Origin of the sequence: Senegalia massiliensis (genome assembly GCF_900626135.1) — a bacterium.
GTDB classification, from domain to species: Bacteria; Bacillota; Clostridia; order Tissierellales; family SIT17; genus Anaeromonas; species Anaeromonas massiliensis.
Genome location: NZ_LR130786.1, coordinates 169,370 through 190,972 on the forward strand (window position 1 = coordinate 169,370; position 21,603 = coordinate 190,972).

Consider the following 21,603-nt stretch of genomic DNA (forward strand, 5'->3'; position numbering starts at 1 on the left):
ATTATATACTTATTTATAATTTTTTATTTTATGATATAATTTTATTATCAATATTTAGAAATGGAGAGTTAAGAAAATGATGAAGGTTGATAGAAACCCTTTAAAAAGATTTGATTATTTTTTACTTTTTATTATATTAATACTTACAATATATGGATTTTTTTCTATATATATTGCGACTGGAACTATTATAGCATTAAAAAGTCAAATAGCTGCATTTTTCATAGGAATAATTGCTATTATAATATTATCACTTATTGATTATGATATATTTGGTAAACTTTATATTCCTATATATGTATTATCTAATGCTTTGCTTTTAGCTGTAGTAGTATTTGGTACAGGAGCAGAAGAGTGGGGTGCAGATAGCTGGCTAGTTATTGGAGGTTTTAGTTTCCAACCTTCTGAGATTGTAAAATTAGGAGTAATCATATCTCTTGCAAAGTTCATTGAAAAAAATGAAAAAGATATAAATAATATATTTACACTTATAAAAGTTTTAACTTTTGCTTTTATACCAATTTTATTAGTAGTAGAAAATGACTTTGGTACAGGACTTGTATTTATGTTCTTTACAGCTGTAATGTTGTTTATAGCAGGTTTAAATTATAGATATATTATCTATGCTGCTATAGCAGGAGTTATTAGTTTACCTATATTGTGGTTTGGTTTTTTAGGTGAATTTCAAAAAAATAGGGTGTTAGTATTTTTTGATCCTTCACTAGACCCAATGGGAGCTGGATATCAAATTACTCAATCTAAAACTGCAATAGGTTCTGGTAAACTTATTGGTAGGTTTATAACTACTGATGGTAATTTAAATGAAAAAATTAACTGGATTCAAGATAGTGGTTTTTCAGGTTTAAGCTGGTTACCTGAAAAACATACAGATTTTATTTTTGCTGTTATAGGAGAGTCTTTTGGACTAGTTGGTGGACTATTGTTAATCTTTTTATTCTTATTATTATTATATAGACTAATATTAATAGCAAAAAAAGCAAAAAATTCTTTTGGTTCCCTTACTGTAATTGGTATATCAGCTATGATAACTTTTCATATAATAGAAAATATAGGTATGACGCTAGGACTTATGCCTATAACTGGAATACCCCTTCCCTTTATTAGCTATGGAGGTACTTTTCTACTTACAAATATGATTGCAATGGGTATTGTATTTAGTATAGCAATGAGAAAAAGTCAAATAAACTTTTAAATATTAAAGCAAAATGTGTACACATTTTGCTTTAATATTTTTTATTATTGCTTTATATAATGTCTCATTTTCATCTGATAATTTTTCTGGTAATATTTCAAATAATTTTACCAAATCATCAGTACTCCATCTAGGTCTAGGTTCAAAAATAGCTATCTTCGCAATAAATATTAAAAATTTTTTTCTACTATCTTGTTCTAAAACTTTATAATGACCAATGGGCTTTATATATTCTGCTATAGCTCCACATTCTTCAAATATTTCTCTTATTGAAGATTGTATTATATTTTCATTCTCATTACTCTTAGATTTAGGAAATTCCCAACTTTGATTTATAGAATCAAAATACATTACTAATTTTTCTTCAAATATAGGTACTATAACTGAATTTTCATATTTTAAAAAATCAATATTTTCATCAAAATCAAATTCCAATTCTAGAAAGTTAATATTTTTACCATATACTTTATTTTTCATAACATCACCATACTATAATCTTTTATTATATAATACTTAAGATCATAGTACTTTGACATAATTATTTAAAAAATACTTAAATTAAGCTCTGTTGATAATTCATATAATAACTTGTACCCACCAATAGAATTACCTTTATCATCTAAAGACGGGCCATATGTTCCTATACCCATTCGATGTGGAACAGCTCCCATAATTCCTCCACCTACCCCACTCTTTGCAGGAATACCTACACGAATAGCAAATTCTCCTGATCCATTATACATTCCACAAGTTACCATAAAAGTTTTAACAATTCTAGTTATATGTTCTGATACAATTTGTTCTCCAGTCCCTGGAATGATTCCTTTATTTGCTAAAAATAGTCCAATTTTTGCTAAATCTACACAATCAACTTTTATAGAGCATTGTTTAAAATACACATCTAATATATCTTCAATATCTCCTTCTATTATTCCAACATCTTTCATAAAATAAGCCATAGCTCTATTTCTATCTCCAGTACTTTTTTCAGAAAGATACACATCTTCATCTATATCTAAATTGTTATTTCCTGATATTTTTCTCATGAAATTTAGTAATCTAGAAAATTTTTCATCTTTATCTTTACCTTTTAATAAGGAGGATACAACTATTGCCCCAGCATTTATCATAGGATTTAATGGTCTGGATGGCATTATAGTTTCAAGTTTTATAATAGAATTAAATGCATCTCCAGTAGGTTCCATACCTACTTTATCAAATACAACTTCTTTTCCATTATCCATTAAAGCTAACATCAATGAAATAGTTTTTGAAATACTCTGTATGGTAAATTTTTTATTATAATTACCTGCTTTATAAATATTCCCTTCCATATCAGCTATACAAATCCCTAAGTCTGTAGGATTTGCTTTTCCAAGTGAGGGTATATAAGTAGCAACTTCACCTTCTTTAGTTATATATCTGCTTTTATTTATTATGTTATTTAATTTATTTTCCATAAAATCTTCCTATTCTTCCTCTCTATAAGCACTTCCACCGATGAATTCTTTTAATATTGATGTAGAAGGAATTATATCATCATTTCTTATAATTTTAAAGTACATTAAAAATTTTAATAATCTTTTTGCTTCTGCAAAATATATACTTGATCTATCAATTTTTTGTAAAAGTGGTTCTGCATATTTTCTCAGTACTGCAAGTTCATAAACAAGTGCAGAATTAAACATTACATCAGCCTGCTCTTGATATGGAAATATATTTCTTTCTTCTCCTCTTCTTACTGATTTCCATAATTCTAGAGTCCCTTCAGCAGTTCTTCCTCTATACATACTATCTCTTACTATTCTTCTAATTAGTCTATTGTCCGTAGTATGAATTCTATTATGATTATCAATATTTAATTGAGTTAATGCGCTTATATATATTTTATACTTATACATATGTGGTATCTTATTTGTAAGCTTTTCATTTAATCCATGTATACCTTCTATAATTATTGGTTGATCTTTCTCTATACTAAAACCTTTTATCTTTATTGCACGCTTGCCTTCTACAAAATCAAATTTTGGTATATCAACTTTTTTCCCATCTAATAAATTTATTAGATCACTATTAAATTTTTTTATATCAACTGCCTCTATAGACTCAAAATCATAATTTCCTTCTTCATCTAATGGAGTATCTTCTCTATTAACAAAATAATCGTCAATAGAAAGTGATATTGGTCTTTTCCCATTTATTCTTAATTGAGTATATAACTTTTGAGCAAATGTAGTTTTTCCTGAAGAAGAAGGACCAGCAATAAGAATTATTTTTATCTTTTTATCATCACATATTTTATCTGCTATATTTGCAATCTTTTTTTCATGAAATGCTTCAGATATTCTTACTATCTCAGGGATTTCTTTATTCATAATTTTTTCATTTAAAGAAGCTACATTTTCAAGTTCTAAAATCTTTACCCATCTTTCTGATTCTTTAAATATTTGGGCTAATTTATTTTGTTCTTCAAACTCAGGTATTTCATAATTAAATTCTTTTCTAGGATACTGTAAAACTATCCCAGGATGATAATATTTTAAATCAAAAGAATTTATATAACCAGTGGATGGAGCTAAATAGCCATAAAATTTATCATAATATCCATCTAATTTATAAACATGAATATTGTCTTTTTCTCTATACTTTGCAAGTTGTAATTTATCTTTCATCCCCTGTTCTTCAAATATTTTGTTTGCTTCACTTGTTTTCATAACTAATCTTTCTATTGGTAAATCGCTTTTTATAATTTTGTTCATTTGTTTCTTTATTAAATTTAAATCTTCTGGAGTTATATTTTCCTTTTTATGTATTTCTATATATAATCCTTTACTAAGAGAATGCTCTACACTGGTCTTTGCATCTTTAAATATATCTTTTGCAGCTTTTATAAATACAAATGTTAAAGTTCTGACATATACTCTAAAACCATCTTTATCCTTTATATCTAATAGTTCAATTTGACTATCTTTATTTATTTTATAGTCTAAGTGCATAATTTCATTATTAATACGAACACTTAAATAATTTCTATGAGTCTTATAATTAACTTTTTTAATAACATCTTTTATTGAGATTCCTTTTTCAAATTTCAAGCTTTCATTTCCATCTATACTAATATTTAGATCCATTTAATCACTCCTTTGATTGTATCAATTAAAATATATCTTAATATATTTCTAAAATAATAATTTAACTAAAAAATACTTTTTAGTATCTCATTATATTTATATTCTAATGGTATCTCAAAAGATTTACCATTTAAATATTCTAACCCATTATCTAAATTATTAAATTTAATTTTGTATGATACTAAAAATTGTGAATTTAAATTTATATTTTTATTTATCTTTTTATTTGTATATTTTTTATCTCCTACTATAGGATGATTAATAAAATTTAAATGTGCTCGTATTTGATGAGTTCTTCCTGTAATTAATTCAACTTCTAATAAAGTATATTCATCACTAAAAACTAAAGGTTTAATTCTAGTTTCAATCTTTTTAGAATTAGAAGTATTCTTATCAGTTATTTGAACCATATTATTTCTACTGTTTTTTATAATATAATTTTCTAATAACATTTCTTTTTCTACTTTACCATACACCAAAGCTTTATAATATTTATCAATATTTCTATTCCTAATAGCTTTATTAATATTTTTAAGTGCATTATAATTTTTAGTTCCAATTATTATTCCTGATGTATTTCTATCTAATCTATTTGATATTGCTGGGGTGAAAGTTTTCTCTAATTCAGGATTATATTCTTTTTTATCTATAAGATATTTAATTAATGCATTTGATATACTTTCTTTATCATCTAAATGTGAATGAGAAATATCGCCTTTCTTTTTATATATTAATATTATATTCTCATCTTCATATATTACATTTAATTTTATATTTGATTTTATTTCTTCATAATCACTTCTAAATTTATTAATTGTTTCCATAGATAAATATAACTTTAATTCATCATTTATATTTATAATATCATCTGGATAGGCTCTTTTAGAATTTAGCTTGATCCTCTTTTTTCTTATCATTTTTTGAATAAACCCCTTTGGTGCTTTATCCATATATTTAATTAAAAACCTATCTATTCTTTGTCCAGATTCATTTTCTGTAATTTTTATTTTTATCATCTTATACCAACCCTTATTATATAGTATATAACTATAATAATACTAATTTACTCATTAATACAAGGAATATTTTGCATATTAACTAGAATTGATTATTATAGCTTAATTATGATATGATTATATATGGATTTTAAATATTTAAACCTATAAGTTAGAAAGGAGAACATCATGAAAAACTTTTTTGAAAAACTAAAAGACTTTATATATGACTACATAGATTTTATAACAGTTATTTTAGTTATAATATTAATAGGAGCTATTATTTTTTGGAGATTAGATATATTATTTACAGATACTGAAGTAGATAACCCTAGTAATGAAAATAATACTAATGTAGAAGAACCTAAAGAAGAAAATAATCCTAATGATGAAAAAGAAGATGAGAACAACAATAGTGATGAAAGTGAAGAAAACCAAAAGGATGAAAGTGAAGAAGACTCAACAAATAAAGAACAAGAACCTTCTAATGATGTAGAAATCAATATAGAAGCTGGATCCTCATCAGAAAGTATTGCTGATACATTATTAGCTAACAATATAATCGATGATAAAAGAGAGTTTTTGCTTCGTTTATCAGATCTTGGTCTAGAAACTAAATTAAGACCTGGTACTTTTGTACTAAATCAAAATGATAATATAGATACTATAATTAAAACTCTTGCAAATCAAATTTAAGAAGGTGGCTAAGCCACCTTCTTAATATTTTACATTTACATATTCATCTATTAATGATTTCCTACTACTATCTATAAATACTTTTTCCTTTTTTAATATATCTAATATTTTAAAACTTTTAGAATGAAGTATCGCTTTATCATAATTTTTTAAATGGATTTCATATAATCTTCCTTGAAGACTATCTGAATTAACTTTTATATAATATGCTTCCATATTTTCAAATTTTAAAAATTTAAGTAACTTTAAAGTTGATTTATCTTTTTCTCCATAATAAAAATAACCTTCATCTAAAAAGGATTGATAATATTTTAATGGTTCACCTTTATCTTTTAAGTTTTTTGCTTCCATATAGTAATATTTTGCTAACATATTATAATATTGATAGTTATACATTCCTTTTTCAAAACTATCAATTTTTTTAAATGGTTTTATGTTTAATTTTTCTATAAAATTCACATTGGCCATTATATACTCTTTTTTAGAAATATCTCCTATTTTAAACTGCATTATTAAAGACTCTCTATGTTTAAAAAACTTCTCAAATTTACTTTCTTGCTTGTCACAAATCATTTTTACACCCTATCTATTTAAAATATCTATCTCTTTATTAGTTAATTCTCTATATTCGCCTAATTTTAAATTTGAATCTAATTCCACATTTCCCATTGATACTCTCTTTAAATATACAACTTTTTTACCTAAAGAAATAAACATTCTTTTTATTTGATGAAACTTCCCTTCTCTTATTATAACATAGCATTCAGATATTTCATTAGATTTTTTTATATCTAGTTCAGCAGGTAGTGTTATATCTTTTTCTCCAATATCTAATCCTTCTTTAAAAGCTATTTTATCACTTTCATCAAGATATCCTTCTACTTTAACATAGTATTTCTTATCTACATGTTTTTTAGGAGATAATAATTTATGAGCAAGATCACCATCATTTGTAAGTATTAATAAACCTTCTGTATCTTTATCTAACCTTCCCACTGGAAATGGATTAAAAGCTTTATATTCATCATCTATTAAATCTACTACAGTTTTACTATGATTATCTTCTGTAGCTGATATAACACCAGATGGTTTATTTAACATTAAATATATAAATTTTCTATAATTAATTTTTTTATTGTTAAATTTTATATTTTCTTTATAAGGGTCTATTTTAATAGAATTATCTTTTATAATTTCATTATTTATCTTTACCATACCAGATTTAATATTTTTCTTTATATCTTTTCTCGAGCCATATCCTAGATTAGCTAAGATTTTATCTATTCTTTCTTTTTTAGACAACTTAATCTCTCCCATATATTTTTTATTTAGAATACATTTTATATTTTAACACATACTAAAATTATTCTAAAATAAAAGGAGGTAAATCTATGTCTGTTGAAAAAACAAATTCACATCTTCCTGGAGTACAATGTAGTGTTAACACATGTTATTATTATGCTGAAGGTAACTATTGCAGTGCTGAAAAAATACAAATAAAACCAAAGAATGCTCAAAGCGTACAAGAAACTGATTGTGGGACTTTTGAAAAAAAATAGATAAAGGGCAATTGCCCTTTATCTAAATTTTTTTAAAGCTTTTCCATTTAAATAGTCACATTTGTGTCCTTGTGTTATTTCATTATCTATCATTTTTTGTAATATTTCTTCCTTTATCTTCCACCAGCTAGTATCCCAATTTACAAAAAGAGTGTCTTCCTTTGGTGCTCTACCTATTAATCTTTCTATTACGATATCTCCTTTTAAATATTTTAAAAATAATATTACACGATTTATATATTCATCTTTAGATATAATATTTATTTTATTTTGCTTATACATATCTCCTAAGACAGTATTTTCAACAATATAAAGTGAATGTATTTTAACTTGATCTATTCCAAGTGATGATATGATTTTAGCATTTTCAATTACATCAACGTTATCATCCCAAGGAAGATTTAATATAAAATGTACACATATTCTAAAACCATATTTTTTTATTCTTATTACACTGTCAATAAGTTCTGCCAAAGTATGCCCTCTATTTATCTTTTTTAAAGTATGATAATTTACTGTTTGAAGCCCTAATTCTATTGTTATATTTATACCTTTTCTTTTACTAAATTCTTTTAAAAACTCTAAATATTTATCTGATATAGAATCTGGTCTTGTAGATATTGAAACTTCTACTACATCCTCTATAGCAGATTGTTCTACTAAATACTTAAATTTTTCAAATTCCATATAAGTATTAGTGAAATTTTGAAAATATGCTATAAACTTTTTAGCTTTATACCTTTTTGATATATATTCTTTATTCTTTTCTAATTGTTCTTTTACAGAAATAGAATTAGATAATGACTCAAATCCAGTTCCAACCTCTCCACAAAAAATACATCCGCCTGTTCCAACACAGCCATCTCTATTAGGACAAGTTGTTTCTATATTTATAGGTAGCTTATATACTTTTTCTCCATACTTCTCTTTTAAAAATTGAGAGTATACTCTATAATATTTATTTTCATCCATTTAAATCACCTTTTTCTCTTGAATATTACCATTTTAACTTAAATTCTCCTAATTATCAATTAACAAAAAAATAGGCAGCTATTTAGCTACCCATTCTTTATTATATTTTATTTATACTCTCTTTTACTGACCATTTGAATTTATATAAAAATCCAGCAAGAACTACTGCTGCCGCAATGATTCCTACAGGATATGAAATTGTCTCTGGTAATTTAAACCCTTCTGGAGCTTGCAATATATAGGTGACACTTACTGCTGTCATAAAAGTACCTGGAATTGTAGCAATCCAATGATTCTTATCACTTACTATTAAATAAGCTGCTGTAGCCCATAAAACTATCATTGCAAGTGTTTGATTTGACCATGCAAAATATCTCCAAATTATAGTAAAATCTATTCTTGTAAGTAAAAATCCTACAATAAATAAAGGAATAGCTACTAATAATCTAGATTTTGTTTTAGATTGTTTATAATCTACTGCATCAGCTATTACAAGTCTTGCACTTCTAAAAGCAGTATCTCCTGATGTAATAGGAGCTGCTATTACTCCAAGCATAGCAAGTATACCTCCTACTCTACCTAAAAGTGAAGTAGATATTGTATTTACAACACCTGCTGTTCCTCCTCCATTAACTAAAGCATCATTTAAACCAACTACACCACCATCAAAGAATGTCATTGCAGCCGCTGCCCATATAAGAGCTATTATTCCTTCTGCTATCATAGAACCATAAAAAACTCTTCTTCCATATTTTTCATTTGGCAAACATCTAGCCATCATTGGTGATTGAGTTGCATGAAATCCACTTATTGCTCCACATGCTATTGTTACAAAAAGCATAGGCCATAATGATAATCCAGAAGGATGAAAATTACTTAAAGTAACTTCTGGTATATTATACCCTTTTATCAATAACATAGATCCAATTCCTACAGCCATTATAAGAAGAGCGGCTCCAAATAAAGGATATACCTTAGCTATAATTTTGTCTACTGGTAATATAGTAGCTAAAAAGTAATATACTATAATAATTGCTAACCAAATATTTAAGCTACCTAGTCCAGCAAAATTTAAATTAGCCAATAATTGTGCAGGTCCTGTCATAAAAACAGTACCAACTAATATAAGTAACACAACTGAAAATACTCTCATAACTTTTCTAGCATTTTCTCCAAGATAAATACCTACTATTTCTGAAACACTTTTACCTTCATGTCTTATAGATAGCATACCTGAAAAATAATCATGAACTCCTCCAGCAAAAATACTACCTAAAACAATCCATATAAATGCTGCTGGACCAAATAAAGCTCCCATAATAGCCCCAAAAATAGGTCCTAAGCCTGCTATGTTTAAAAATTGAATAAGAAATATCCTAGGCCAGCTTAAAGGCATAAAGTCTACTCCATCTTCCATAGTAATAGCAGGTGTTTTTCTATTCTCATCTACTCCGAAAACCTTTTCCACAAAGACCCCATAAGTAAAATATCCTAAAATTAAAATTACTATTGAACTTAAAAATGATACCATATAATCCCTCCTATAAAATTTATAGATTCATTATATAATTAATATACATATATTAAACTATTTTTAGCTTAAATGTATTAATTAATATATGAACTGCAATATAGGAAGTTAAAGTGATTTTAAATGATATTCATTATCGTCTTAAATTGTTTTACTTGACCTCTACTAACTGGTATGTGTTCATTATAACCTTTTAACTTAACATTATAAGTATTATTGAACCATGGTTCTATTTTTTCGATATAATCAATATTTATAATAAAAGATCTATGAGATCTAAAAAAATTATTCTTGTTTATATTTCTTTCTAAATGTGAAAGTGAATCATGATATATAAATTTGCCTTTTGTTGTTATAATAACTGTATTTTTGTCCTCAACGGTAGAAAATATAATATCTTTAGTTGATATAGGATAAAAAGCTCCATCTTTATATAATGTTAATTTAATACTATCTGATTGCTTTTTACTTTGTAACTGGTTTACAATTGTATTAATATTTTGTTGCATTTTTTCATCATTTAATTTTAAATTTTCCCTTATTTTTTTTAGTGTTTTTTCTAGTCTATTTTCTCCAATAGGTTTTAATAAATAATCTATTGCATTTAATTCAAATGCTTTTATTGCATATTCATCATATGCAGTAATAAAAACTATTAAAGGAATTTTAGTATTCTTCGTATTTATAATTTTATCTGCTAATTCTATGCCAGAAATTTTAGGCATATTAATATCTAAAAATATAATATCCGGTTCAAACTTTTGTATTAAATCAAATGCTATAATTCCATTATTCGCTTCATATATGATGTCTATATCATCATACTTTTCTAATAAATATTTTATTTCTTCCCTTGCTGGAAGTTCATCATCTACAACTAAAACCTTTAATTTCATATTATCACTTCCCCTTTTGGTAATAATATACTTACTTCAGTACCCATATCCTTATTACTTTTAATATTTAAACCATACTCACTTCCGTATATTAGTTGTATTCTTTTATGTACATTTAATAAACCTATAGATTTGTTATTTATATTTCCTGACAATATATCTTTAATCTTTTTATCTTCTATACCTTCTCCATTATCTTCAACAGTAATATGAGTCATGTCATCTTTACTAAATGCACTTATGATAATTTCTCCTCCTTCTAACTTGTTCATTATCCCATGCTTTATAGAATTTTCAACTATAGGTTGTATTAAAAGTGGTGGAAGTTTAACTTCTAAGTTTTTTTCTATATTAAACTTAATATCTAATTTATCTCCAAATCTTGCTTGTTCTATCTCTAAATAGGATTTTACATGTTCTAACTCTGTAGATAAAGTTACCAGCTCTTCAGTTTTATATAAGTTTTTTCTGAAATAAAATCCTAAATGTAATAATAATTCTCTTGCTCTATCAGGTTTTGTTCGTATTAAAGAAACTATTGTGTTTATAGCATTAAATAAAAAATGTGGATTTATTTGTGCCTGAAGTGCAGTTAGTTCAGATTTAGTGGCTAGTTCTTTATGCTCTTCAATTCGTCTCAATTCAATTTGAGTAGAAAATAAAGAGCCTAGTCCAAGTGCAAGTTTTACATCAACTGGTGAAATAGAACTCTCTCTTGTTTTATATAATTTTAAAGTACCAACTATTTTTTCCCCTTCTTTTAATGGTACAATTATAGCTGATTTTAATTTACATCTATCTTTTTTGCATAGGATTTCTATTGAATTATTAGCTATTTTATATTTGCCTGAATATATAACTTGCTTTGTTAAATCTGTCTTTATTTTATTCTCTGCAAAATGATGATCTTCACCTTCTCCTTTATGAGCAAGTATAATATCTCTATTAGTTAGTGCAACTGCTTTAAATGAAGTCATCTCATATATTATATCTGCTACCTTTTTAGAAGTTTCAATATTAAAACCCTGTCTAAAATGTGGCAAAGTTTCATTTGCAATTTTAAGTGCTCTTTCTGCTTGAAATGCACCCTCTCTTTCCTTATCTTTTAATACACTATTAACTATAGCAATAGTAATAGATATCCCTATTGCATTGGCTATTATCATGGGGATTCCTATTATACTGACAAGATTTATTGCTTCACTTAAGGGAGTAGCTACAGTTATTATTATAATCATTTGAATTATTTCTGCAATAGCACCAAAGAATAGAGAAAATAACCATTTATTATTAGAGCTAAAAAATTTTTTACTAAGCATTCCTGCCATTATGCCTTCTACTGTAGTTGATATTGCACATGCAAGAGCAGTAAATCCTCCTATATCTATACTCCATCTATGTACTCCAGCAATAAGTCCTGACATCATTCCTACAAATGGACCTCCAAAAAGTCCTCCTACAAAAACTCCAATTATTCTAGAGTTAGCTAATGCACCATCTACAGGCATGCCAGAATATGTTCCTACTATGCCTAATATACCAAAAAAGATAGAAAAAATTATCTTGTCTATATAGTTTGACTTTCTCTTAGAAATAAGTTGCCTTACTACTGAAACTTTAGATAATATAAATGAAAGTATCGCTATTATACTTATGCTATTAATCAAACTTCCTAAAATATAAAAAATCATTTTTATCCTCTTTTCAATTTGAAAATTTTATCCTAATTTATCCTATCATTTTTTTTAGATTTTGGGAAATAATAAATTATATATTGGAAAGGAGGAATATTTATGAATATAAAAGAAGGTTCTATTCCAACTGCACTTGGAGCTGTTGTTACCACAGCTGGATTAATTTCAAGACAAAAAGCTAAAAAAAGTTTAGCATGGGGAGTAGTGGGTTTTGGTCTTGCACATATAGTTTTAGGTGGTATAGATTATTTTCAACATAGAAATGACAATCTATAAAAAATAAGTGAAATGGCCTAGGCCATTTCACTTATTTTTTATCTACACTATATTTGTTTTTAAGTTCATTTGTTTTATCAATATAAATTTTATTTTGCTTCATTCCAATAAGTTGTTGTTTGATTTGATCTCTTACTTCATCTAATAATAATTGCTTCTCTTCTTTTTTATCTTCTAATTTTATTATATGATAACCAAATTGAGTTTTTACAGGCTCACTTATTTCTCCTACTTCCATATCAAATGCTTTTTCTTCGAATTCTGGTACCATTCTTCCTTTAGTAAAATATCCTAAATCTCCACCTTTTTCTTTTGATGGGCAAGTAGAGTATTTTTTAGCTGCTTCTTCAAAACTTAATCCTTCCTTAATTTCTGATAATGCTTTTTCAGCTTCTTCTTTACTCTCAACTAAAATATGTTTAGCTTTAGCTTGTTGTCCTTCTTTAAATGATTCTTTATTTTCATTATAATACTCAGTTACTTCTTCTTCAGATGCATCTGCACCACTCAATAAGCTTCTCATAGCATATTGCTTTAATAAACTTGATTTTGCTCTTTCCATTTCAAGTTTAAATTCAGCTTCTTCGTCCATATTTTTATCTTTTGCATCAAGGTAAAATAATTCTTGGTTAATTAATTCTTCCAATAATCTTTTTTTACCTTCTTCTGAATTAAATTGCATAGCTTGTTGTGGGCCTAGACTTTGAAGTAATTGCTGAATATCTTGTTCAGTTATCTCTCTTCCTTCTACTGTTGCTAATACTTTATTGTCCATCTAATACTCTCCTTTATAATAGTTTCATTATTATAATAACAGATATAATTATATCTGTCTAATTTAACAAAAAAAAAGAAGCTAAATGCTTCTTAAAGTATAAGATATAAAATTGTATATAATCCTGCAATTCCTATTAAAGTATATATTATTCTTGATATAATACTATCCTTTTTAAACAAAGCTTCAACTATATTAAGTTTAAGTATTCCAACAAGACCCCAATTTAATGCACCTATTAAAATTAATAAAACGGATAAAAGATTTATTATTTTCATATTGACTCCTCCTCAATTCAACTATTATTAATTTATATTTGAATAAGAAGAGAAATATTACTTTATATTAAATACTTTTTTTAATTCTATAGCTACACCAGAATTGTTGTTATCTTCACTAGAAATTATATCAGAAACTCTTTTTACTTGTTTATTAGCATTTTTCATAGCTATTCCAAAACCAGAATTTTTAATCATTTCCATATCATTATTATCATCACCTATTGTTACTATCTCTTCTCTAGAAATTCCTTTATCTTTAGCATATTCTAATATACTATTCCATTTTGACCCTAAAGGATTCATTATTTCGAGCATTGGACCTACCTTTTTTAAATTAGTCATTATATGATATGAAAATCTTTTTTCACTTTGAGAAATTGTATTAATAAATTTATTTAATTTTTCATAATCACCAAAATAACATAATACCATAATATTATTTTCTTTATATTCTAAAAAGTTATTTACCTTTTTACATCTATCTTCTTTATTGTCTAGATAATTATTATATCCTGTATAATCTTGATTTTTTTCTATTAAAAAGTCATAACCTTTTTCATATCCATTTATGTGAACTATGGGGTATAAATTATTTTTCTTTCCTTGTTCCAATATATAAATAAAATCTTTTTTATTTATATATTTTTCTAAAATGATTTTATCATCCTTTATATTTCTTATTACATTGCCATTATTTGATATAATAACTATATTTTTATTTAAATCTTTCATGAAATTCTTTGCAGCCCAATATCTTCTACCTGTAGCTATTACTATTTCAACACCTTTATCTATTAATTTTTTTAGTATATCTCTGTTTTCAACAGTCAGTATTTTATTGTCATCTAAAAGTGTACCATCTAAATCAATAGCTACTAATTTATAATTCAATTATATCACCTCTTATTATAGTAAATATAGGATAGCTTAAGCTATCCTATATTTTATAAAATTCATCAAATGATTTTTTTGTATAATAATGATCATCTACAGTTGTAAGTTCTCTTATGGAATGCATAGAAAGCATTGGTCCTCCTATATCAATTGATCTAATATCTAGTTGTGTTGAAGATATTGGGCCAATAGTAGATCCTCCTCTAACATCTGATCTATTTACAAATTTTTGATATGGAATACCTGCATTCTTACATATCATTTCATAAACTGCTGAAGTATCACTATCAGTAGTATATGATTGATTTGCATTTATTTTTATAACTGGACCAGCTTTTAATACAGGTTTATTTGTTGGATCATGTTTTTCAGTATAATTTGGATGTACAGCATGAGCCATATCTGCTGAAATTATAAATGAATTATTTAAACCCATCATAAACTCTTCTCTATTTTTATTCTGTGCAATTGAAATTCTTTCTAATATATTTTTGAGCATAGGCGAAGCTGCTCCTTGTTTTGTTCTACTACCTATTTCTTCATTATCAAAACATGCTAATACATTTGTAGCATATGTAGATTTTGAATTAATAATAGCATTTAATCCTGCATGAACCATCGCTAAATCATCTAATTTACCTGTAGATATAAACTCTTCATTTAATCCTATAATATTACCTTTATTATATTCATATAAAAATAAATCAAAATCTATTATATCTTCCATATTTACATTTAAATTATTTGCAATTTGTTTCAATAAATAATTTTCCTTTTCAAATTTTTCATTTATTAAAGATACTAATGGTAAAGTATGTTTTTGTTTATTTAATTCAATACCTTCATTTACTTTATTATTCATATGAATTGCAATGTTAGGAATTATTAAAATAGGTTTATTTATGTTTATTAGTTTAATATCAGGTTTTAACATATTATCGCTTTTTAAGCTAACTCTACCAGCTATACTTAAAGGTCTATCTAACCAAGTGTTTAATATAGGACCACCATATACCTCTGTATTTAGTTTTAAATATGTTCCAGCTTCTACTATTTCAGGATTTGGTTTAACTCTAAATGTAGGAGTGTCAGTATGAGCACCTATTATCTTAAATCCATTTTGTTCTATTTCCCCTTTCCCTAGTACAAATGCTATTAAGGCTGAATCATTTTTAGTAGTAAAGTATTTTCCTTCTTTTTCAATATTCCATTTTGATGTTGATTTTAGTTCTTTAAATCCATTTTCTATAAGTATATTTTTTATATTTTCAACAGCATGGAATTGAGTTGGACTTTCATATATAAATTCAATCAAGTCTTTTGCTAAATCTAATTGTTCAGACATTTTTAATCCCCCTTTATTTCTTATTCACCTTCTGAAAATAATTCATAATACGCTTCTGATACTATTTCAAATTCTTCATCATCTTCTATAGTATTAAGTTGTACTTCTCCACCAGTTTCTACATAACTATATAATAATACTCTTTCATCATCTTCAGGAAGTAATGCAATATACTCTTTATCTTCCACTTCAAATATTCCTAATACATAAGTTTTTAATGTCGTATCGTCATCTAATGTCAATTCTAACATTTCTAATTCTTCATGATTATGATCGTCATGATCATGACATCCACATTCATGGTTATGTTCGTGATCATGGTTACTATTACATCCACATCCATGGTTATGTTCATGGCTTCCTTTTTTACAACACTCTTTTTCTTCTTTACTCATTATAAAAACTCCTTTTATTTTATTTTTGATAATACTAACTTTAAAAATTCCCACATATTTTTAGTTGAACTAATACTTAACGCTTCATCAGGAGTATGAACATCATACATGTTAGGACCAAAAGATATCATATCTATATCTCCTAATTTTTCTTTAAATATACCACATTCTAACCCAGCATGAATTGCTTCTATTTTTGGATTTTCTTTGAATTTTTCTTTATATGCCTTTATGAAAACTTCTCTTATATATGAGTCTTTTTCATACTGCCATTCTGGATATTCTGCTTCTTGAATCAGGTTTCCTCCAATAAATTCTGATAATACTTTCTTTCTATCTAATATTTCTTGTTTTAATGTTCCTATTGAACTTCTAATAGCTGATTCAAATACAATTTTTCTATCAAATGTTGTAACTACACCTAAGTTAGTAGAGCTTTCTACTAACCCTTCTATATCCATACTCATAGTTTGAATTCCATTTGGTATAAGTCTATATAATAATAATAATTTGTCTAAAGTTTTTCTAGAGAAAACTCTATTAGCGTCACCTTTTATCCTATCAATATTAATATTAATGCCTGGGTCCTTTGTTTTTAATTCATTTGCAAGAATTTTATTCCAGCTTTTTATTTTTAATTCTAAACCTTTAAACTCTTCATTAGATAATACAAGTTTAGCATCGGCCTCTCTAGGTATTGCGTTCATTTTAGCTCCACCATTTACCTCATATAATCTTAAATCTATTTCCTTATTTAAATCATATAATATTCTACCTAAAATTATATTTGCATTTCCTCTATTTTTATCTATTTCCATTCCTGAATGTCCACCTTTTAATCCTCTAACAGATAAAAGATAAGATTCCGTATCTCTACTACATGTTTCCCATGCTATTGGCAATTCAATTTTAGTTCTAAGTCCTCCTGCACAGCTAACTAAAAATATCCCTTCTTCTTCAGAATCAATATTTATAAGTATTTTACCACTAAGATTTTCTTTTTTAACTTTACTAGCCCCAACTAAACCTGTCTCTTCTTCAGTTGTTATAATTACTTCTAACTCTGGATGATCTATATCACTTGAAGCTAATAAAGCAAGTGTATATGCAACTGCTATGCCATTATCTGCTCCTAAGGTAGTACCATTTGCTTTTATTAAATCTCCTTCGATTTTTAAATCTAAAGGATCTTTACTAAAATCATGTTCAGTATCCTTATTCTTTTCACAAACCATATCCATATGTCCTTGAAGTATTACAGTTGGAGAATTTTCATATCCTTTAGTTGCCTTCTTTTTAATTATAACATTTAGAGCCTCATCTTGAATCACTTCTAAATTATTACTTCTTGCAAATGAAACAAGATAATTACTTATATTTTGTTCTTCACCAGAACAATGAGGAATCTTAGTAATTTCTTCAAAATAATAAAAGACATCATTTGGTTTTAAATCTCTTAGTACTCCACTCATATAAACATCCTTTCTTTTATACTTGACATATATATTATATACCATGATTTAAAGATACAAAACTATAAAGATTTACTAATCTAAATTTTCTATAACTTCATCAATAGTTCCTCCACCTAAACATACATCTCCATTATAAAAAACAACACCTTGACCTTCAGTTATTGCTTTTTGTTTTTTATGGAAAATAACCTTGGCTTTATTGTCATTAAGTGGTATAACTGTAACATCTTGATCTCTTTGTCTGTATCTAAATTTAGCTGTACATGTAAATTCTTCTGTTGGCTTATTATTACTTATCCAATTGATATTTTCAGCTATCAATCCTTCTGAAAATAATGCAGGATTATTGGAGCCTTGAGCAGCATATAAAATATTGTTTTCAAGGTCTTTGTAAGCTACAAACCAAGGTTCACCAGTTCCAACTCCTCCTATTCCAAGTCCTTTTCTTTGACCTTTAGTATAGTACATAAGTCCATTATGTTTTCCTAAAATTTGGCCATCTATACTTCTTATTTCACCAGGTTTTGCTGGAATATAGTTATTTAAAAATTCATCAAAATCCCTTTCACCTATAAAACAAATTCCAGTACTATCTTTTTTATCAGCCGTTTTCAAACTATACTCATGAGCAAGTTCTCTAACTTTTGGCTTATCAATATCTCCTAAAGGGAACATTGATTTCGATAATTGATATTGATTTAATTGACATAGAAAATAAGATTGATCCTTGTTATTATCTTTACCTCTTAAAAGTTTATATTCTCCATCTATATACTTTATATTTGCATAATGACCTGTAGCTATATAGTCTGCTCCAAGTTTAAGAGCATGATCTAAAAATGCTTTGAATTTAATTTCTTTATTACATAATATATCAGGATTAGGTGTTCTTCCATTTTTATATTCATCTAAGAAATAAGTGAATACTCTATCCCAATACTCTTTTTCAAAATTAACTGTATAATATGGTATATCAATTTGTTGACATACTCTTCTTACATCTTCATAATCTTCTGTTGCAGTACAGTATTGTTCATCTTCTTCATTCCAATTTTTCATGAATATCCCTACAACTTCATAACCTTCTTGTTTTAATAATAATGCTGCAACAGATGAATCAACTCCTCCACTCATTCCTATTACAACTCTTGTATCTTTTTTTGATTTGTTCATAATACCTCTCCTTAAAATCTTTATCTATATTTAATATTATCTTTACCTAAAATATATTTTAAAATGTATAAATTATACTTCTCTATATTATAACATAAAGTAAGACATCCGCTAGGATGTCTTTATGCTGATTTTATTTCATCATTTTTAAATTTATTTTCTAATCTTTCCATATTAAACTCTTTTGTCATTTTAAATATTATTGGACTTAATGCAACTAGAGCTATTAAATTTGGTATTGCCATCAGTCCATTAAATATATCAGAGAATGTCCACACTATTTGGATTGGAAATACTGCACCTGAAAGACATAATATTACCCATATAATTTTGTAATAAGAAATTGCCTTCACTCCAAATATATATTCTAAACATTTAGAACCGTAATAATACCACCCTAGAATTGTTGAAAATGAAAAGAATATTAATCCTAAAGAAACGATATATCCTCCTATAACAGGTAATCCAATATCAAATGCATAAGTAGTAAGAGCAGCGCCTCTATAGCTTTCTTCGATAAACATAACTCCATCAGTTCCTATATTAACTATACCTGATACTAATATAACTAAAGCTGTCATAGTACATATTATAAGGGTGTCTATAACTGAACCTAAAGACCCTATAAGACCTTGAATTACAGGTTTATCATTAGTAGAAGCTGCATGAGCAATTGCTGCACTTCCAAGTCCTGCTTCATTTGAAAATACTCCTCTTGCTACTCCAAATCTGACAACTGTGCCTAAAACTCCTCCTCCTACTGCCTTACCAGTAAAAGCATTAGAAAATATCATACTAAAAGCTGTTGGAATAGCACTAATATTCATAAATAGTACAATTAATGCTCCGATTATATATCCTATTGCCATAATAGGAACCACTTTGTCTGTTACTTTACCAATATTTTTAATTCCACCTATTATAACAGCTCCAACTAATAAAGCCATTACTATTCCAGTAATCCACACGTTGACACCAAAAGATTCATTTATTGCTCTAGAAACAGAATTTGCTTGAACCATATTACCAATTCCAAATGAGGCAAGAAAACCAAATAATGCAAACGCTAACCCAAGCCATTTAAAATCTCTTCCATATTGCTCTTTCATACCTTTTTCAATATAAAACATAGGACCACCAGATTTTTCTCCTTCTTCATTTGTAATTCTATATTTTATAGCAAGCAATGCTTCACCATATTTTGATGCTCCACCAAAGGCAGCACTTACCCACATCCAGAACACAGCACCAGGACCTCCTGCTACTATTGCAGAAGCAACTCCAGCAATATTACCAGTCCCTATAGTAGCTGCAAGAGATGTCATTAAAGCTTGAAATGGTGTTATATCACCATCACCAGAATGCTCCTTAGAAAATAATAATTTCAATGATAAAGGTAACTTTCTAAACTGAATAAATTTAGTTAATAAACTAAGAAATAGTCCTGTTCCTACTAATAATACAATCGTTACTGGTCCCCAAACATAATCAGAAATTTGACCTAAAAATGCGTTAATACTCTCCATATACACCCTCCTTTTAGTAAGAAAAAGCAATTTTTTTACTCTTTACAATTTCTTAATAAAAGTATATTGTTTTGGTTTCACAAAGTTTCAAATAGTAACAATTAATTTTCAGAATATTCAGTGTTTATTTTTTCACAATGATAGGCTAGACCATATAAAAATTTTTTTAAATCTACTTTTCCTCTTTTGGAAGTTATCCCCTTTAGATAATTCATTTCAATCCTTACTTGCTCAAAATTAAATAAACTATTTGAATAATCCATAAATATTTCATTCATAAAATCCTCTAGTCCAATACTTGCAATATTCTCTATTGCAACATTTGCAGCTCGTCTCATTCTTTGTTCCATGGTTTTTGGATTATCAGTATATTTCTTACATATTTGCTTTAATGAAAAGTTTTTATTTTTCAACCCATTTTTTATGATATTATCAACAATTATTATTAAGTCAGTTGAACCTGCTTCCCCTATTATTCCCAATCTATATAATACTTTTTTTAAACAAATTTCATAATTTTGCTTTCTATTTGATTTTATATTACCCCCACCTATTAATTGTCTAATATTATTTATTTTTTTTTCTCGTTCAATATTATTAGTTACTTTATTTATTATAGTTTCAATCTCTATCGCATTTATCGGTTTAGTAATATAGTATTCTATACCATTCTTATAAGCTTTTGCTATCATATCTTTAGAATTTACTTGAGATATCATAATAAATTGAATATCAGGATAGATATCTTTTATTTCTTTAACTAAAGAAATTCCATC

General features: G+C 26.7%; 23 protein-coding genes. 4 read left to right on the forward strand and 19 right to left on the reverse strand.

What is annotated here, in order from left to right; genetic code table 11:
- Nucleotides 1-76 precede the first annotated feature (76 nt).
- Nucleotides 77-1,213 (forward strand): rod shape-determining protein RodA, encoded by a 1,137-nt coding sequence (gene rodA / locus E0D94_RS10650; protein WP_130807546.1) that lies wholly within the window; start codon nt 77-79, stop codon nt 1,211-1,213.
- 3 nt (nt 1,214-1,216) lie between these two features.
- Here the strand turns inward: rodA and E0D94_RS10655 are convergent, their stop codons facing one another.
- The 4 genes from E0D94_RS10655 to E0D94_RS10670 all read right to left on the reverse strand — a co-directional run bounded on the left by E0D94_RS10655 (nt 1,217) and on the right by E0D94_RS10670 (nt 5,360).
- The gene (locus tag E0D94_RS10655; RefSeq protein ID WP_130807547.1) at nt 1,217-1,690 is read right to left on the reverse strand and encodes an NUDIX hydrolase; all 474 of its coding nucleotides are present in this window, start codon (nt 1,688-1,690) and stop codon (nt 1,217-1,219) included.
- Between the two features lie 65 nt (nt 1,691-1,755).
- On the reverse strand, nt 1,756-2,673 hold the full coding sequence (gene glsA, locus E0D94_RS10660; protein ID WP_130807548.1) for a glutaminase A: 918 nt from the start codon (nt 2,671-2,673) through the stop codon (nt 1,756-1,758).
- 9 nt (nt 2,674-2,682) lie between these two features.
- Nucleotides 2,683-4,344, reverse strand: a complete 1,662-nt coding sequence (locus E0D94_RS10665) for a nucleoside kinase (protein ID WP_165442943.1) — start codon at nt 4,342-4,344, stop codon at nt 2,683-2,685.
- Nucleotides 4,345-4,409: 65 nt separating this feature from the next.
- Nucleotides 4,410-5,360: an RluA family pseudouridine synthase gene (locus tag E0D94_RS10670; RefSeq protein WP_130807549.1), complete on the reverse strand. Its 951-nt coding sequence runs from the start codon at nt 5,358-5,360 to the stop codon at nt 4,410-4,412.
- Between the two features lie 168 nt (nt 5,361-5,528).
- Here E0D94_RS10670 and E0D94_RS10675 point away from each other — a divergent pair, with 168 nt between their 5' ends.
- The gene (locus tag E0D94_RS10675; protein WP_130807550.1) at nt 5,529-6,035 is read left to right on the forward strand and encodes an MltG/YceG/YrrL family protein; all 507 of its coding nucleotides are present in this window, start codon (nt 5,529-5,531) and stop codon (nt 6,033-6,035) included.
- Between the two features lie 21 nt (nt 6,036-6,056).
- Here the strand turns inward: E0D94_RS10675 and E0D94_RS10680 are convergent, their stop codons facing one another.
- Together E0D94_RS10680 and E0D94_RS10685 are read right to left on the reverse strand one after the other, a co-directional pair.
- Nucleotides 6,057-6,608, reverse strand: a complete 552-nt coding sequence (locus tag E0D94_RS10680; protein WP_130807551.1) for a DUF6648 family protein — start codon at nt 6,606-6,608, stop codon at nt 6,057-6,059.
- Between the two features lie 9 nt (nt 6,609-6,617).
- On the reverse strand, nt 6,618-7,352 hold the full coding sequence (locus E0D94_RS10685) for a pseudouridine synthase (protein ID WP_130807552.1): 735 nt from the start codon (nt 7,350-7,352) through the stop codon (nt 6,618-6,620).
- Between the two features lie 74 nt (nt 7,353-7,426).
- Between E0D94_RS10685 and E0D94_RS10690 the strand changes: the two genes are divergently transcribed.
- Nucleotides 7,427-7,594 (forward strand): DUF1540 domain-containing protein, encoded by a 168-nt coding sequence (locus E0D94_RS10690; RefSeq protein WP_130807553.1) that lies wholly within the window; start codon nt 7,427-7,429, stop codon nt 7,592-7,594.
- An 18-nt stretch (nt 7,595-7,612) separates the two neighbouring features.
- On the opposite strand, the gene mnmL is transcribed toward E0D94_RS10690, so the two are convergent.
- The 4 genes from mnmL to E0D94_RS10710 form a co-directional block, all read right to left on the reverse strand.
- Nucleotides 7,613-8,566: a tRNA modification radical SAM protein MnmL/YtqA gene (gene mnmL, locus E0D94_RS10695; protein ID WP_130807554.1), complete on the reverse strand. Its 954-nt coding sequence runs from the start codon at nt 8,564-8,566 to the stop codon at nt 7,613-7,615.
- Between the two features lie 100 nt (nt 8,567-8,666).
- Entirely contained in the window at nt 8,667-10,097 is a 1,431-nt protein-coding gene (locus E0D94_RS10700; protein ID WP_130807555.1) for a carbon starvation CstA family protein, read from the reverse strand.
- 119 nt (nt 10,098-10,216) lie between these two features.
- Nucleotides 10,217-10,993: a LytR/AlgR family response regulator transcription factor gene (locus E0D94_RS10705; protein WP_130807556.1), complete on the reverse strand. Its 777-nt coding sequence runs from the start codon at nt 10,991-10,993 to the stop codon at nt 10,217-10,219.
- Nucleotides 10,990-12,684, reverse strand: coding sequence for a LytS/YhcK type 5TM receptor domain-containing protein (locus E0D94_RS10710; protein ID WP_130807557.1), 1,695 nt, complete (start codon nt 12,682-12,684; stop codon nt 10,990-10,992). Before E0D94_RS10710 ends, E0D94_RS10705 begins: the two co-directional genes overlap by 4 nt.
- A gap of 102 nt (nt 12,685-12,786) precedes the next feature.
- Between E0D94_RS10710 and E0D94_RS10715 the strand changes: the two genes are divergently transcribed.
- Nucleotides 12,787-12,963 (forward strand): asparagine synthase, encoded by a 177-nt coding sequence (locus E0D94_RS10715; protein ID WP_130807558.1) that lies wholly within the window; start codon nt 12,787-12,789, stop codon nt 12,961-12,963.
- A 31-nt stretch (nt 12,964-12,994) separates the two neighbouring features.
- Here E0D94_RS10715 and E0D94_RS10720 read toward each other — a convergent pair whose 3' ends face one another.
- The 9 genes from E0D94_RS10720 to E0D94_RS10760 form a co-directional block, all read right to left on the reverse strand.
- Nucleotides 12,995-13,738, reverse strand: a complete 744-nt coding sequence (locus tag E0D94_RS10720; RefSeq protein ID WP_130807559.1) for a peptidylprolyl isomerase — start codon at nt 13,736-13,738, stop codon at nt 12,995-12,997.
- A 92-nt stretch (nt 13,739-13,830) separates the two neighbouring features.
- Nucleotides 13,831-14,016, reverse strand: coding sequence for a DUF378 domain-containing protein (locus E0D94_RS10725; protein ID WP_130807560.1), 186 nt, complete (start codon nt 14,014-14,016; stop codon nt 13,831-13,833).
- 57 nt (nt 14,017-14,073) lie between these two features.
- Nucleotides 14,074-14,910: an HAD family hydrolase gene (locus E0D94_RS10730; RefSeq protein ID WP_130807561.1), complete on the reverse strand. Its 837-nt coding sequence runs from the start codon at nt 14,908-14,910 to the stop codon at nt 14,074-14,076.
- A gap of 46 nt (nt 14,911-14,956) precedes the next feature.
- Nucleotides 14,957-16,258, reverse strand: coding sequence for a M18 family aminopeptidase (locus E0D94_RS10735; protein ID WP_130807562.1), 1,302 nt, complete (start codon nt 16,256-16,258; stop codon nt 14,957-14,959).
- Between the two features lie 20 nt (nt 16,259-16,278).
- The gene (locus E0D94_RS10740; protein WP_130807563.1) at nt 16,279-16,653 is read right to left on the reverse strand and encodes a DUF1292 domain-containing protein; all 375 of its coding nucleotides are present in this window, start codon (nt 16,651-16,653) and stop codon (nt 16,279-16,281) included.
- A gap of 14 nt (nt 16,654-16,667) precedes the next feature.
- Nucleotides 16,668-18,125, reverse strand: a complete 1,458-nt coding sequence (locus E0D94_RS10745; RefSeq protein ID WP_130807564.1) for an aminoacyl-histidine dipeptidase — start codon at nt 18,123-18,125, stop codon at nt 16,668-16,670.
- A 75-nt stretch (nt 18,126-18,200) separates the two neighbouring features.
- Nucleotides 18,201-19,301: a tRNA 2-thiouridine(34) synthase MnmA gene (gene mnmA / locus E0D94_RS10750; RefSeq protein ID WP_130807565.1), complete on the reverse strand. Its 1,101-nt coding sequence runs from the start codon at nt 19,299-19,301 to the stop codon at nt 18,201-18,203.
- 122 nt (nt 19,302-19,423) lie between these two features.
- Nucleotides 19,424-20,827: an alanine/glycine:cation symporter family protein gene (locus tag E0D94_RS10755; RefSeq protein ID WP_207289756.1), complete on the reverse strand. Its 1,404-nt coding sequence runs from the start codon at nt 20,825-20,827 to the stop codon at nt 19,424-19,426.
- A 101-nt stretch (nt 20,828-20,928) separates the two neighbouring features.
- Entirely contained in the window at nt 20,929-21,597 is a 669-nt protein-coding gene (locus tag E0D94_RS10760) for a DNA-binding domain-containing protein (protein ID WP_278044710.1), read from the reverse strand.
- Nucleotides 21,598-21,603: the final 6 nt, after the last annotated feature.